16 protein-coding genes are annotated in these 15,028 nt (G+C 43.1%); 7 read left to right on the top strand and 9 right to left on the bottom strand.

The annotated features are described in order from the left end of the window. Nucleotides 1–136: 136 nt before the first annotated feature. Nucleotides 137–1,033, bottom strand: coding sequence for an SGNH/GDSL hydrolase family protein (locus tag FCL46_RS03035; protein ID WP_167506062.1), 897 nt, complete (start codon nucleotides 1,031–1,033; stop codon nucleotides 137–139). 555 nt (nucleotides 1,034–1,588) lie between these two features. On the opposite strand from FCL46_RS03035, the gene FCL46_RS03030 reads away from it, so the two are divergent. Both FCL46_RS03030 and FCL46_RS03025 read left to right on the top strand, forming a co-directional pair. Beyond that, the gene (locus tag FCL46_RS03030) at nucleotides 1,589–1,975 is read left to right on the top strand and encodes a helix-turn-helix domain-containing protein (RefSeq protein ID WP_167506061.1); all 387 of its coding nucleotides are present in this window, start codon (nucleotides 1,589–1,591) and stop codon (nucleotides 1,973–1,975) included. Between the two features lie 272 nt (nucleotides 1,976–2,247). Beyond that, nucleotides 2,248–3,051 (top strand): substrate-binding periplasmic protein, encoded by an 804-nt coding sequence (locus FCL46_RS03025; RefSeq protein WP_136810228.1) that lies wholly within the window; start codon nucleotides 2,248–2,250, stop codon nucleotides 3,049–3,051. Nucleotides 3,052–3,252: 201 nt separating this feature from the next. Here FCL46_RS03025 and FCL46_RS28685 read toward each other — a convergent pair whose 3' ends face one another. The 5 genes from FCL46_RS28685 to FCL46_RS03000 form a co-directional block, all read right to left on the bottom strand. After that, nucleotides 3,253–3,576, bottom strand: a complete 324-nt coding sequence (locus tag FCL46_RS28685; RefSeq protein ID WP_420811260.1) for an ATP-binding cassette domain-containing protein — start codon at nucleotides 3,574–3,576, stop codon at nucleotides 3,253–3,255. Between the two features lie 197 nt (nucleotides 3,577–3,773). Further along, the gene (locus FCL46_RS03015) at nucleotides 3,774–5,078 is read right to left on the bottom strand and encodes a (Fe-S)-binding protein (RefSeq protein WP_136810227.1); all 1,305 of its coding nucleotides are present in this window, start codon (nucleotides 5,076–5,078) and stop codon (nucleotides 3,774–3,776) included. Between the two features lie 17 nt (nucleotides 5,079–5,095). Continuing rightward, nucleotides 5,096–6,487, bottom strand: a complete 1,392-nt coding sequence (locus FCL46_RS03010) for an FAD-binding oxidoreductase (RefSeq protein ID WP_136810226.1) — start codon at nucleotides 6,485–6,487, stop codon at nucleotides 5,096–5,098. Between the two features lie 164 nt (nucleotides 6,488–6,651). Continuing rightward, nucleotides 6,652–8,286 carry an L-lactate permease gene (locus FCL46_RS03005; protein WP_136810225.1) on the bottom strand — a complete coding sequence of 545 codons (1,635 nt, stop codon included), beginning with the start codon at nucleotides 8,284–8,286 and terminating at the stop codon, nucleotides 6,652–6,654. 512 nt (nucleotides 8,287–8,798) lie between these two features. Further along, nucleotides 8,799–9,005: a hypothetical protein gene (locus FCL46_RS03000; RefSeq protein ID WP_136810224.1), complete on the bottom strand. Its 207-nt coding sequence runs from the start codon at nucleotides 9,003–9,005 to the stop codon at nucleotides 8,799–8,801. 1,087 nt (nucleotides 9,006–10,092) lie between these two features. Here FCL46_RS03000 and FCL46_RS02995 point away from each other — a divergent pair. From FCL46_RS02995 to FCL46_RS02975, 5 genes are all read left to right on the top strand, one after another. Then, a complete protein-coding gene (locus tag FCL46_RS02995) occupies nucleotides 10,093–10,296 on the top strand; it encodes a DUF2614 family zinc ribbon-containing protein (protein WP_136810223.1) in 204 nt (67 codons plus the stop codon). A 10-nt stretch (nucleotides 10,297–10,306) separates the two neighbouring features. After that, nucleotides 10,307–10,786 carry a YbjQ family protein gene (locus FCL46_RS02990; protein WP_136810222.1) on the top strand — a complete coding sequence of 160 codons (480 nt, stop codon included), beginning with the start codon at nucleotides 10,307–10,309 and terminating at the stop codon, nucleotides 10,784–10,786. Nucleotides 10,787–10,788: 2 nt separating this feature from the next. After that, entirely contained in the window at nucleotides 10,789–11,394 is a 606-nt protein-coding gene (locus FCL46_RS02985; protein ID WP_136810221.1) for a hypothetical protein, read from the top strand. Nucleotides 11,395–11,455: 61 nt separating this feature from the next. Beyond that, complete coding sequence (locus FCL46_RS02980) at nucleotides 11,456–11,653, top strand: YwbE family protein (protein WP_136810220.1); 198 nt, start codon at nucleotides 11,456–11,458, stop codon at nucleotides 11,651–11,653. Nucleotides 11,654–11,790: 137 nt separating this feature from the next. Beyond that, nucleotides 11,791–12,261, top strand: coding sequence for a GNAT family N-acetyltransferase (locus FCL46_RS02975; RefSeq protein WP_136810219.1), 471 nt, complete (start codon nucleotides 11,791–11,793; stop codon nucleotides 12,259–12,261). Between the two features lie 112 nt (nucleotides 12,262–12,373). Here the strand turns inward: FCL46_RS02975 and FCL46_RS02970 are convergent, their stop codons facing one another. The 3 genes from FCL46_RS02970 to FCL46_RS02960 form a co-directional block, all read right to left on the bottom strand. Continuing rightward, nucleotides 12,374–12,853: a MerR family transcriptional regulator gene (locus FCL46_RS02970; protein ID WP_217909555.1), complete on the bottom strand. Its 480-nt coding sequence runs from the start codon at nucleotides 12,851–12,853 to the stop codon at nucleotides 12,374–12,376. A gap of 88 nt (nucleotides 12,854–12,941) precedes the next feature. After that, complete coding sequence (gene nrfD / locus FCL46_RS02965) at nucleotides 12,942–14,135, bottom strand: NrfD/PsrC family molybdoenzyme membrane anchor subunit (RefSeq protein ID WP_136810218.1); 1,194 nt, start codon at nucleotides 14,133–14,135, stop codon at nucleotides 12,942–12,944. After that, complete coding sequence (locus FCL46_RS02960; RefSeq protein WP_153307149.1) at nucleotides 14,128–14,295, bottom strand: hypothetical protein; 168 nt, start codon at nucleotides 14,293–14,295, stop codon at nucleotides 14,128–14,130. The genes nrfD and FCL46_RS02960 overlap by 8 nt, the downstream gene beginning before the upstream one ends. Nucleotides 14,296–15,028 lie beyond the last annotated feature (733 nt).

Below are 15,028 nucleotides of genomic sequence, written 5' to 3'. Positions count from 1 at the left end.
TATCCACTGTTATTTCAAAATATTAATTTGGGCTGCTCCAATTGGAGCACCTTTAAGATCTCCAAAGGTCATGCAGAGACTTGCCCTTCTCTCTCTTCACAAGTTCAAGAATTCAATAACATGTGGATAAATATGATCAACTTGCCAACCGTTTTCTTCGTTGAGTTCCGGCAAGGCCTAGAATACCTACTCCAAAAAGCAATGCAGTAGCTGGTTCAGGAACTATTGCCATCGCAGCCTCTTGGTAAATCAACTGATGTCCGATAGAGGATGGATGAAAACCATCAAACCAAAAAAGCTCTCCCCAAGTATCCGTTCCAGTCCAAATAGGCCTATCCGAGGTAACTTCCCAAGCTGAAAGATCTCCTACGGGGCATGCATCAAAAACTTTAAAAATATCTACACCATAGAGGTTTACATCATGCTGTATTTCAAAAATTGACAAGGTGGCGGCCAATGCACTATTAAACGCCTCTGTCCAGGCGGTAGCACCTCCACTGGCAACTCCTCCCTGAGCTAGTAAAGCCGGACTTCCCCCAATATTTGGAAGATTAGGAACTAAAAAATTACGAGCACCATCCCCATAAAGAGTTTCAAGGGCATCAGTCATGTTACCCATGGCCGTTGGGATACTGAAATCTTGAGTGGGTTGAGCTATACTCTGCAAAAAGTCATTTGCACCAGCCCACAAAGTTACAAGGCTGGTATCCGTAATACTAGAGGGATCGTATTTGTAGTTTTTTGTCTCGTCTACCTGCCATAACAAGCCTGTTGTTTGACCCGAAATAGTATTGGCGTTATATGCACCTGTTGTTGCACCACCATAGGCATAATCCAATAGTGAGACACCCAGATGATTCGCCAGAGACTCAACCCATATATCACCATCTGTATATCTCATAATGTTTCCATTATCAGTAAGGCTATCGCCAAAAGAAACGATATTTGAAAAAACTGCGGCACCACTTTGCTGGGGAATAACAGTCAACAGTAATACACATACAAATACTGAAAGCAGATAATTTTTCATCATCAATTTCCTTTTCATAAAAGATTCGTAGGATAGTAATGTGTACATTGCAACAGCAACTTCTGAATAGAGAAAACAAAACTGAACGTTTTATTATAAAAATGATTCTGGATAATTACCAGAACAGCCTAACCAACAAAAGAGCATCCATCAAGACAATTTATTTGTAAGCAAAAGTTCACAAACCAACCAACCTGAAGCGCCTTAAAAACCGGTATTGTCCAGATAGTCTTCAAGCTCGACAACTCTTTTCCCGCAGCGTCAATCCTGCGGTGAATCAAAGAGACGCTATTCAGATGATAACGGTCGTTATTCAATAATTGTGAGTTTTGGTTCTGGAGAAGATGATCGTTTCGACGAAGACGATTATTGCAACTTTATCTGGAAGGGCTGTCCCCGATTAATTTCGCCCCCAATTGAAATTGCAAGAGTCATGCAAAGACTTGCCCCCTTCTTACTACATATCGTCAAGCTAAAGAACACCGTGAATCTCATCAATTCAGACAGTTCGCCCCGACAATCAACGAGATAAAGAAGGTTGTGTGCGAATGTTATGGAGTGCCAGAAAGTATCTTACAGACAGCAAAACGAGGTCAGATAAATGAGCCTCGTAATGTCGCTCTTTATCTTGCCCGTAAACGATCTGGATTACGCCTTGAGGATATTGGCAAAGAGTTTGGGATCAATAAATACAGTTCGGTTAGTAGCATTATTGTCAGGACTAAAAAGCAACTCTCTGCCAATAAACATATGCAAAAGCAGGTTGAAAACATAGTCTCAACGTTTTTAAGCTTAAAAATCGCATTATTTCCATGTTCCAACGCCCACCAAACCACTCCTCAAACGGAACTTCAGCAATTTACCATGGCCCGACCCAGCATGTCTGGCCCAGCATGTCCTGGTCTTAACGCTTTCATTTTTCAGCGAATAAAAGGGACTTCTTAGCGCGAAAAAGATCAACTTCAGATGCATTTACCTAACCATTCTGATCACTTAACTTGATTCAGCCACAATTACCCACAATCCAATTGAATTGGGATCTTTATCAAAAGTAGAAAGGGTGTGTTTAGGTGGAAAATTTGCCATCTAATCAAACATAAGGCAAACTAAGTTAATCTATAGAATACATACAAATTTGACAGACTGCCTTCCATTATCATATTTTTACAAAAGACTGCGTTTCCCTTGAGATACTATTGAGGCCGATGAAAATGAGCATGACTTATCGTTTATCACTTTCCGTTACACGGTACGTTCAGAAACTCAGTCAGTCATTGTACGTATGTGCTGTATTAGCAGCATTATTTACCGCAACAATTCCGCAAACAGTTTTCGCTGAAACAATTGTCCTAGCTGCCGCTGATAGTACTCCGACGGCATACACTGAAAATGGCAAACAATCAGGTATTTTAGTAGATGTGATTAATGAGGCCTTTAAACGGGCTGATTATCCTGTAGAAATAAAAATCATGCCTTGGGCACGTTGTCTTAAGGAAGTCAAAGATGGTAATGTGGATGGTATTTTTTCGGCCTATGACATCAAGGAACGTCACGCTTTTTTGACGTATGCAACAGAAGTCCTGATCACTCAAGTCCAAGCTTTTTTTGTGCTGAAAGATTCCACAATAACTTTTGACGGTGACCTCACAAAACTGTCCGACAAGTCTATAGGGATTATCATTCAAACGAGTTATGGCCCACGCTTGGATTTGGCATTAAAGAATGGAACCTTTGTGAAAGTTGATCAAACAACTTCTGCACCTTTAAACGTGAAAAAGCTTTTGGAAGGCCGGGTTGAGATCATCCCCTCTTATCGGCATGTTGTTCTTAGTACAGCGAAGTCTTTGGGAGCCGTAAATCAAATTAAAGAATTGTCTCCAGAAATAGAGGCAATCCCGAGTTATCTGGCTTTTACCAAGAAAAGAAATTTCACAAACATTATTCGTGATTTCAACAAAGCCCTTTTGTCAATGAAGAACGATGGTACTTACGATATAATATTCAACAATTACATAAAGTAAAACCTTGTTGTCAGGTTGTTTTACACGGCACCAAAGTATGGTTTCTCTGGCTAACCAAACCAAGCTAATTGCTGATACTGAGAGAGTTTCTGTAAATGTATTCGGGGTCTGTCCCGAATATTCCAATAATTGTTGTTTCAGGACTTAGAGTGCTCTTTTTGATAGTCAAAAGGGCCTTCTAAGCTTCAAAACCACCTATTCTCATCTAATCAAGTCATAATTCTTAGTGTGTTGGCGTGGTCCGACCCCAATCGAAAATGACTCTATTCCGAATCTGTCCAGCAGGTCCTGAATACAGTTTCTATCCACAGCGGCAAAGCTCACATTTTTTCGAACCGAGAGATGGGCAAACAATGCATACTCTTGAAAAACTAAGCCAAGCCTACCTTTCTGTGGTGATATATAGATATTTTTTGAAGAGTCATCCCATACTTCACCACGAAGAGATACAATGCCTTCATCGGGACGCTCCAGGCTGGAAATGATACGTATCGGGGTGCTTTTGCCAGCACCCGAGGGACCGATAATGGCCGAAAGCGTGCTTTAATAACAGGAAAAAGCTACGTCTAAAGTAAAATTCACTCGTTTTTTTCGAATGTCGATATGCAGAATTACCAGCAGCGATCCGACGCTGTAGGCATTAAAATTATTTTTGAAAGGATTCTGTGAGGGAAGTGCTCGAGTCCCCAAATGGGACTCGAGCAACTGTGAAATAATATATACTATATAGTTTTTGCAGATCTCAATGAGTCGGCTAAAATCTCTACGACAAACCGTACGTTCTCTTTACTTTCGTGCTGAGCAAGGTTGTCGGCGATGTGCATAACGCAGGTCGGGCAACCAGTTGCAACCATATCTACCTTGGCATCCTGAATATCTTTGACCTTATGATCGTTGATCTTGATGGATGTGTCATAGTGGGTGATACAGTAACTTCCTGCGGAGCCACAGCAGGTGTCGGCGTTTTTCATCTCTTTAAACTCTACACCCGGAATCTTTTGCAAAATATCACGAGGTTGATCTTTGATTCCTTGTCCGCGAACCATGTGACACGGATCATGGTACGTTATCGTATAGGGTAGATTTCCAAGATGTTCAGGTCGTATATCGATATTTTTTTCGATAAATTCATTAATATCAAAAACCTTGCTGGTGAACGCTTCGAGTTCCTCGCTCGCATCTACAAAGACTTTGATCTCTTTTTTCAACGATAAACCGCATGAAGAACAGGCTACAATGATTGCGTCGAGATCATACTTCTGGAAGAGGTCAAAGTTGTGTTGCATCAGTTTTCTGGCACCTTCATAATCTCCGTTGACGAGTACCGGAGTGCCATTACACTTCTGTTTTTTAGGTATAACAACTTCATAGCCGTATCCGGTAAGGACATCAACAACAGACCTGGCAACATTTGTGTAGATCAGGTTGCCGGCACAGCCGGTGAAGTAGCCAATTCGTGCCTTGCGAGGACCGTTCTTTGCAGGGTTTACTTCAGGTAATTGGGATTGGGCGCTACGAATAGCTAACTGTGGAAAGTTTCTTCGTTTAGAGAAACCAAACAAAGGGTAGAGGTGACGTACAGGATTTTTAGGGCCGATGCCGAAAAACATTTTCTGGGCAATACCTACAGCTGCACAGCCGAGAGTGATTGGCCATTTCCTCCATAAGAGTTGTCTGAAAATTAATGCCTTAAAAAAGTGAAGACCTTTCTGGGTTGTAATATACCAGCGAAGACGAAGAACGACATGCTCCGGCTTGACGCCTGCAGGGCAATTGGCAGAACAGGTTTTGCAGTTAAGGCACTCGTTGATTGCATCTTCCACTCTTTTGGTAATCTGCAGGTCCCCGGAGACGATCTTTTCAGCAAGTTTATTTTTACCTCTCGCGACATAGAGTTCATTGCCGAACTCTTTAAAGACTGGACACACACTACGGCATTTACCGCATTGCATACATTTCTGAAATTCTTTTGCAGCTTCGAGCAGATGCTCTTCAGCGAGTTGTTTGTGTGATATATGAGCATTCATGTATAGTCTCTCGCTCCTCAGGATGATTCACCCGGCATATCAAACATCTTACCGGGGTTAAGGAGATTTTTCGGATCAAACATACGCTTCATATCTTGTAACATGGTTATGCCTGTTGCACCGATCTGGTTCTGTAGGTACGGTTTTTTCTCCAGGCCGATTCCATGTTCACCTGAAATGGTTCCGTCAAGATCGATTGCGAGTTGAAACAGTTCGTCGACAGCTTTATGACAGCGACTCATTTCTTCTTTATCGTTCTGATCGATAAGAAAAGTGGGGTGAAGGTTGCCGTCTCCAGCATGGCCGAAAATGCCAACCTGAATACCATGTTTTTTGGCGATAGCTATAATACCTCGAACCATATCTGGAAGAACAGAGCGCTTCACGGTTGCATCCTCAAGGATTACATTGGGCCTGACAGATGCAAGTGCGTTCAGGGCAACTCGGCGACCAGCAAACAGAGCATCACGTTCAGCGGTATCGTTGGCCCGCACAAACTTACGGCAGTCATTTTTTTTCACCTGCTCTTCTATCACTTCCATCTCAGCTTTTGCCGAATTTTCTTCACCATCGGTCTCAATCAAAAGGACCGCTTCCGCATCACGAGGTAAGCCACAATCTTTGAAGTTCTGGATTGCATTGATAGTTGCGTTATCCATAAATTCCATAGTGGCAGGAGTAACACCTGCGGCGATAATATCTGAAACTGCCTGGGCAGCACCGTCCAGACTATTGAAGATCACCAGTGCAGATTCACGATGTTGTGGTACAGGAAGGAGTGCAAGGGTAACTTCGGTCATAATGCCAAGAAGTCCCTCACTACCTACCAATATGAGTTCAGAATTGAATCCGGCAACGTGTTTAACACATTTAGAGCCAAGGGTAACGATATCGCCCTGTGGCAGCACTACTTTCAACATTTTGACGTAGTTTTTGGTAACACCATACTTTAGACCTCGCAGTCCTCCCGCATTCTCGGCAACATTTCCACCAATGGTAGAGAATGCGACAGAACCGGGGTCTGGAGGGTAAAAAAGGTTTGCTTCGGCAATAATTGGATCGATATCGGCCGTGGTGAAACCGGCTTCAACTGTAATAAGACGATTGGCCGGATCAAACTCAATCAGATTTTTCATTCGTTCCATAGAAAGGACAATTCCTCTTTTCAAAGGAATAGATCCCCCGGAAAGCCCACTTCCTTGTCCACGTGGCGTAACAGCAATCTCTTCTCGGTATGCCAGTCTCATCAGCTGGCTGATTTGCTCTGTCGTGGATGCGAATACAACAGCTTCCGGCTCTATTTCTACTGGTGCTGCATCGTAACTGTAAGCGATCATATCTTCGCGTTCTGTGAGAACATTTTCTTTGCCAAAGATAAAGACCAGCTCATAAATAATACTTTTTTTCATATCAGTTTGAACCCCATTCGCTAAAGAAGACTGTGCTGTACAAGTAAGGTTACACAGACCTTTCAGCATATACTTTATAAACATCTGGTACATAAACAGCCCACTCCCTCATTTTCTGCGAGAGGGAATGGGCTTCTATAATTAACTCGAACGGAAGAGTTATTTTACCAAGGCATCATCCAGGAGAGTACGTTCGTCTGTAACCAGACCAGAATACATATAAGCAATAGCATGCCGAGTGAGTGCATAATGGTGAATCGGAAAATATCTCCTTCTCTTCCCATAAGGCCAGTTGCAGAAGTGGCCACTGCAAGGGATTGAGGCGAAATCATTTTTCCGGCCACACCGCCGGTTGCATTGGCGGCTACCATCAGCTCAGGAGACACACCAATCTGTGTTGCAGTGGTTGCCTGCAATGAACCGAAAAATGCGTTAGATGAGGTGCATGAACCGGTGAGAAACACACCGAGCCAGCCCAGAACAGGAGCAAAAAATGGAAACAATTTGCCAGTCCCAGCGAAGGCAAGTCCGAGCGTGCTGCTCATACCCGAATAATTCATGATATATGCCAAAGCCAATACACACATAACAGTCATGATCGGGTATACAAGTTGTTTACCGGTGCGTACAAGGCATACCGCTGCCTTGCCAAAGCTGTAGTTGTTTAGCAACGGTACTGAGAGTAAACCAGCAAGAAGAATTGCGGTTCCAGCTGCGGAAACAAGATTGAGTTTGTAGACTGCACCATACAATGTATCGCTATTCACAATTGGGGTGGTTTTCACTACGAGGTTATGCAGGGCCGGCCACTCAAATGTTGTGAAAAAGATACTGTTGAGGACGCTTTTAACCGGCGCGAGTCCCCAAAGTAAAACTACTACCGCCAGGACAAGAAATGGAGCCCAGGCTCTCAGAACTTCAATGAGAGGGAAACTGGCATGTACAACTTTCTCTTTGCCAATTTCATCAGGGAAATACCAGGTTTCCCGTGGTTTCCATACCTTCAATAAAGCAATAAGACTTACGATAGTCACAATAGACGCTGCGATATCAGGAAGGTACGGTCCATGATAATTGGCCAGGATGAATTGCGTACCACCAAAGCTGATACCGGCAACAAGCAGGGCAGGGAGCACCTGCAATGTGCCACGTATTCCACTCATGGTAAGAGCTATCCAGAATGGCACGATCAGAGATATTAGCGGTAACTGTCGGCCAACAATTTGTGAGAGAGTCATGGTATCAAGGCCAGTTACTTTGCTAGCCATAATCACCGGAATACCGATAGCACCGAATGCAACCGGGGCACTATTTGCAATAAGGCAGATACCGGCAGCATAGAGTGGCTTAAAGCCAAGTCCTGTAAGCATTGCCGCTGCAATAGCCACTGGAGTACCAAAACCTGCTGTTCCCTCAAGGAAAGAACTGAAGGCAAAGGCGATAAATAAGGCCTGTATCCTCCTGTCATCCGTGAGTGTTGCCAGCGAACTCTTAATGATATCAAAATCACCAGACTCTACACTCATGTTGTAGAGCCAGATGGCTGTTATCACGATCCATATTATAGGGAATAAACCTACTAACACACCCATGACCGTCGCACTTACTGCCATTTGAACCGGCATTTGCCATACGGTGACAGCCAGCAAAAAAGAAAGTACTGCCGCCACGCCTCCGGCTTTATGTCCACCCCAACGGCGGAAAGCAAGTAAATAGAAAAGAACAATAATTGGAATTGCAGCCACAAGAGCAGAGAGGCCGAGTCCCCCAAGTGGGATATATATTTGTGTCCACGTCATAATGTACTCCGTTCCTTAGAACCTAAGTAAAAAGCGAATGCTCGCCACATGATATGTCATAATAACAACCAGATAAGTTTCCTGGTTGGAATCCGTACAGGTTCATTCAAACGACGGAATTCACCCGTTGAACGGCGCATATCACCAAATTGTCAATGTGGAGTTTTTCCCCGTACCTGCGGGGCAGCATGAATTAAGCTGCTAATACCCTAGAAAACCAGGATTGTGCCAAGGACTGGCATTTGGAGTTTTTTCCCGTTCCAGGCGGGAAGAATTTTTAATGAAATTACTACTAGCTACGTGACAAGAACATTGAGCCTCAGCAAGAAAATGCATAATGTATGTAGTGCACATACATGCTTTGCCTGCTCTGCAACATGTAAAGACTGATCTAACCGATTGATCTGGTAATTATGATACTGAAGTATAATGACCGGTTCAAACGTGTTTTTATCGATACTACCTGGAATTCAAATACGACAGTTACAGCTGGATCGTAGAACGTTACGTTATTACTTTACGACTTTCTGAAACTGCTTTTCCTCCGTACGTATAAACATACCTACTAACTTTTTCCATACACGACCAAACGCGATGAGGATTTCCTCATCATGCAATTGGTTGCATTTTCGGCAGATCACATCCATTTGCTCTAATGTTACATATTCCGGGGCTTCATTTTGCTTACTGTAGTCGATGTTCTGAGTGGTGGGGTTCATAACATCCTCCTTTTACCTATTATCGATAATTGTTAATATCTCCATTTTCTACAATACTGCTGTTGTCGTATAATTAACTGGGTTGCCCCAGTAATTCCTTGTTTGCCTGTATTATTTTGCCTTGTAACAAGTATCGAATTTCACCGATACCTTTGCGGGCTATTGCTGTGCTGGACGAAACAATACATTATCTGCCACCAGTCTGCACCACATATTATCGATAATCTACACATGGAGTCATCTTCATCATATATCACAATAATTTCCTCTGATCTTACATTCCTGAAAGGTCTGTTATCAGAAGGTAAACCAACTTGGTAGTGGACGAGAAAACACTATGATGATGACTTGTTTTCAGAATGAGTCGTAATTATTTGATAAAATCCGTTTTTTTCCAGTGCAATTCGGTTGAATCCAGCCCTGAATTGTTTTGGCCTATGATAAAATTGATCTTTTTTAATGGTGCTATTTTCACCAATTCATCACCAATTCATCACCAAAACTTCTATATCCTGAAAAACCAAATCCTTTGAGAAGTGTCATTTTATCTATGCATGATTAACAAGTAATTATATAGAAACTGCATAACCCGTAAAAATGAATGTTATACAGAATGATTCAACCTCATGGCTGTGCCATTTGCTGATTTTGACCACTTGAAAACATGTTACAATTTTCCACTATGCTCTTCTCGCTTGCCTTCAAACAAGTTTCCGCCCAATGAGGAGCATCAGCCAAACCCAGCCTGAAAACACTACCACAATGTGCTTTTTTTCAAATCATTACAAAATGTTAATCGAAAACACCAACTAATACCTATTACAATACATTCTCAACCTCGTCTACCTAACTAATCAAAAACATAGTACTTTATGGTCTCCCCAACCTTCCCTCAACTTCACCACTTGCAACTCCCATCGCACTATCCCCCACAAATCCCCACACCTACCTTACCATCACCTTACCCTTTGATATCACTCAAGCCTTTATGGTAGAGTTATCATACCCTTACATAATTCATGGAATTTAGATCAGATTACCAACTATCTATACCCCTTGCCCAAAACCATACACCCAGGAACATCCAATGATATTTATCTACAGCCTTGAATCGCATGAGCTATTTCTCATCGTTGGCTTGCTGATCGTTATTGCGATTGTCTGCTATTATTTTGCTGTTAAATCGCGCAAGAGCTACACATGCCCTGAATGCGGGGAGAAAACCAAGGTTGAACATATGGACACCGCTCGTTGCGGAATGTGTGGTTCCTTACTTGATCCAGACGAATAGGAGTCGACAAATGAACAGAGAAGACCTTGTTGCCGGAACCCGGCCGGATATTGAAGGTGGTAGAAAGAAAATCATCATGACCGGAGCTGACGGGTTTGATGGTTATGAAATCGTTGAATACAAGGGAATGACCTGGGGGATTTCTGTCAGGGCAAAGGATATGGGGCAGGACTGCGCCATGGGTTGTAAGCAGTTTACCGGCGGTGAACTCACTTCGTATTCTCAGCTTGGCGATGAATCTCGCCAGAAAGCAATTGATAAGATGCTGCAGATGGCAGCGCGACAAAAGGCCAATGCCATTATAAATGTTGAATTTGAACTGAGCGGTGCTGCACAAGGTGCATCTGAAGTTGTTGTTCATGGAACGGCAGTTGTTATCAAGCCTATTATTGGCTATGTGCCAGCCGGTGCAATCGGGAATATTCTTGCAGATATGCAGGAGAATTTTGAAAAGCATCAGATTGTCGTAAAAAGCAAACAGAGCAAATAGGGTTGCCAGTGTCCCCTGTTGCCCGACTTTACCTTTGGCTGCTCAAGATTTCCAGAACCTGGAGATTTAACTGGGCACATAAGCCGCTATGCAGCCCCTACAAAGCAGATGTTCTGCAATTTGGGACACTCTACCTGTGTAGAAGCTGCTGTTGTGTTTATTTTGCCATAGCCGTAAACCTCATACTGATTGTTCTTTTTCCTGATTTTTTCAAGGAATACGCGCATATTCTGCTTATCGGTTTTGTAGTGTTTACCTTGCCGCTTTCCTACCCTGCCATATACAAAACCCTCTATCGGCCTTTGCGTGATATACTTCGTTGTAGCCTTGGCTCTATTGTCGTGCTCAGTTTTACTGCATTAGTTCATGGACACTTTCTTTTTACCATTGTACTTATCATCACCTCATTTTTCTTCTGGCGGTACTATTATAGAAAGCGATCCCGCAGAAAAATTGAACTCTGCAAAAACTGTCCTGAATATTCTGATAGCCGGATCTGTTCAGGATACACATTTCAGGCAGAACAGATTCGCAGATATGAAGACGAGGCAACAGAGTATTTACTTAAAACCGGATATGTTCCTAAAAGCTTACGCAACAGAAAATAGCGTATACAGCTGTTAACAGAAAGACCACCCTATCCGATCACATAGACATCAAGGACACGCAATGGACGGAAGAACCCGAGCACATATACGGCCAGGAGTTCAGGTAAAAATAGTTTTGAAAAAAGATCAACGAAGCGGAGTACTCACTGAGGGGACGGTTAAGGATATACTGACTAACTCTCCGACACACCCGCATGGAATAAAGGTTCGTCTGACGAGTGGTGATGTTGGTCGGGTTAAAGAGATTGTTGAAGCGTGAGGTGTAAGGAGTGAGGGGTGAGGCGTAAACTGCACAAACTTACCGCTTGGATCGAATATGAGATACTCTATACTATATAGACATGGTAGTTTGGCGCCCATAGCTCCTCACTATTAATACATGAAGGTTGTAGAACAATGAAAATACGTAAGCTTACTGAAGACCATCTGCCGAAAGTTCAGGCACTCCTGGAAACTGCTTTCCCAAGAAGTAAATACGAAGAGCGACTCGTTACCAAGCTTCATAAGAACAAACGACCTCTTCACGAATGGGTATGTATCCACCGCAATATGTATATAGCCTATATTGCTTTTTCACGAGCGTTTAACGAGGGTAATGTTTGTGGGCTGCATCTTGCTCCGATTGCGGTTAACCCCGAATATCAGAAACAGGGAGTTGGAACAGAACTCATTAAGTTTGCATTGAGACAACCGGAAATCAAAGATAAAACACTCTTTGTGCTTGGTGATCCTGAGTTTTATACACGATTTGGGTTTGAACGATGCGAACAGCCGATATGCCCTTTTGCTAAGAATAACAAAAATTTCTTAAGCATCAGGAATCCGGGTACAGAAGCATTTACTGTAGGGTATGAACCGGAATTTTAATACGTATTGCTCCACCTACGATTAATACAACAATGGCGATGTGGAAGGTAATTCCACATCGCCATTGTCGTTCTTAACACATTGTAAATGTTCAAAACATAAAGAAGCTTAACTACTCAATCTTTCTTGATTTTGAAGCTTTCTCTTTATCCTTATTCTTATCTTTACCCTTCCGATTCTTCTCCCGCTCTTCGCGCTCCTCTTCCTGAAGTTTTTTTGCAGTAACCACATCACCTGCCAGGTGCATTTTGCGCGGGATAACTCTGTCTACAACAGCATCACAAGTGCAGGCTACACTTTCAGGGCATTCAACAATTTCATAACAGGTTGCATAGCGGAGCAGTTTTTTCACTCCGGGAATGGAGATTCCCTGATCGTGGATGGCGGATCGCAGGCAGGCTAGCCACTGCAGATCATTTTGCGAGTACATACGGCGGCCGCCCTGACGATGCGGTTTTATCAGCCCTTCATCCTCATAAATCCGCAGGGTCCTCGGATGGACATCGAGCAGCTTAGCTGCAGCCCCGATGGGGTATATGGGAAGGTCTTTCTTCAAAGGTTCCACTCGTTTTATTCGGGATTTGCCAGCCATATATTCCTCAGGAAGTCATTTCTTTAATTGTACTGAACCGCTGTACGTGAAATACAGCGGCCCAGTATACGACACTTCCTATAGAATGTTAATGGTCTTCAGCGAGATGGCCGCGAAACGCCTTTTCACCCACCAGAAAGAGCAAGCCGCAAAAACCAATACCACCAAGTACCACGAGATTCTCATGCAGACTCGGCATATAGGTAAGAAGCTCAGGGTAATCAACAAGGCCCATACCGTGGAAATGAGGTACCAACTGCCCTACTATCACCAGATCATAGCGCATAAAGAAAATCCCTATCATGCCGGCAAGTGAGGCAATGAACAGTACATGCATGTTTTTACCCTTAACTGCCATAATGAGTATAAACGGGATGATCATGCCAAGCGCAACTTCACCAATCCAGAAATTTATCGAATATGGCCCGTTCAGCAGTGACATCATTGCTGCGTACTTACCTGGAGCATGGCCGGTTACGCCTGTAATCATCTTCCAGCTTGTGAAGAAAATGATTATTGCCATCATCAGCGCACCGAATTTAGCAACATTGGAAAGTGAGTCTTTCATCTGTTCGCTCATCTTCCAGCCATTAAATTTATAGGCGAGGTAGGTAAAGAAGATGATAGCTATACAGCCGGACATAGCAGCCGAAGTGATGAAATAGATCGGCATATATGGGCCGTGCCAAAATTCACGACCATTAAGCAAGCCAAAAACAGCACCAAGATTAGAGTGAGCAACTATACCGGTTAACAAACCCGCCAAACCAAACGACATGGCTATTTTATGCTTTTCTAACTGGAGCATCATCAACTCAATCATCATAAAAAACAGATATGCCCCATAGAGCGTACCCATCCACCAGATATTCGAAGTTGGATTTGCACCGATAACATTACCCACCGGCATTCGCCATGAGTTCTCTATCTCAAATGCAATAACCAGAAAACCCGCGACAATCGTGGCAATCGATAAGAACACAGCGCGTTTTGCGATTGGCATAAAATTTTTAAAGCCAAACACATGGCCAATAGAAGAAACGATACACAAACCTGTTGAGGTAACAACAAAGAACACATACGCTGCAATCAGGATTCCCCACGGCACCTCCCGGCTAACACCAAAAGTATGCTCATGACCTGTATAGAGAGCATGAACTCCTGCCGCAACACCTACAACCGCGAGCAACCCCATTAAGCCGATAGCGAAGTTGTATTTCGCGGATGCAGGAACCTCCAGCCCACCTTCTTTGGGAAGCACTTCTGCCAATAAATTATTCATAGCTATTTGCCTCTTCCTTTATAGTTACCGGTTGCTGTTCACCCATACTCAGTTCGTTTTCAGCTGTTCCTGAACTATCTTCATTTTTCATCTTCAATTCAATTGCGGTGTGGACTGCCGCCCCGCCTAACCAGATAGCCAAAAATAGTAGTGCATCCATATCTTCCTCCGTTTGATCTCACAGGCCTGGAAGCATATCAACCAAGCCTGACATGCCTGTTACTCTTTACGGTATACCTGACAACTAGCACTGTCAACTAATTTACACATGCCAAATAAGACAAACGTACTGCAAATACAGGGTGAAACAGTTCTAACACCCTGTAATTCAAACGCATAAGCCTATCAAACTTATTCATTCAAAACAGACGCATTTTTCGTCGTATTTGTGAAATATGTATAAAAGACGCATTTTGCGCCTATCTAAAGGGAGAGGGAGCATGTGAGAGGGAGTTACTGATGAGTAAATACGCAGCAGCGACCACATAAAGATTAAACAAGTGTCATATCATCTGTCAGATGTCGTAATAATGTGAAGCTTTTTCTCTTCCTACAAGGAATGACTGATGGAGCATAGCAGCGCTATGTAACAGAAGGAGTAACGAGGTCACGAAGTGAAAAGAGCGAGCAGAATTAGACATATGAGGCATGACAGGGCACTAGCGGTTCAGGCAGTGTTGATTGCTGAGCAAGTCAAAAGAATACAATAAGAAGGCAAGAAGAGAAGAAGTAGAATAAGAAAAAAATCGAACGAATTCAGGTAACCAAATATAATAGATGCGGACAGAAAACTGTTCATTCCGGAGTCTACGCTTACCTGTTCAAGATCGAGGCGCGATTCAGATTTTTACCACAGGCATATATCTAATATGCCTCGGATAAAAATCTGAATC

The sequence above is a fragment of the Desulfosediminicola flagellatus genome, from assembly GCF_005116655.2.
Classification (GTDB): Bacteria; Desulfobacterota; Desulfobulbia; order Desulfobulbales; family Desulfocapsaceae; genus Desulfopila; species Desulfopila flagellata.
The sequence above is the reverse complement of the archived record's forward strand: the minus strand, read 5'-3'. Positions and strand labels throughout refer to the sequence as shown.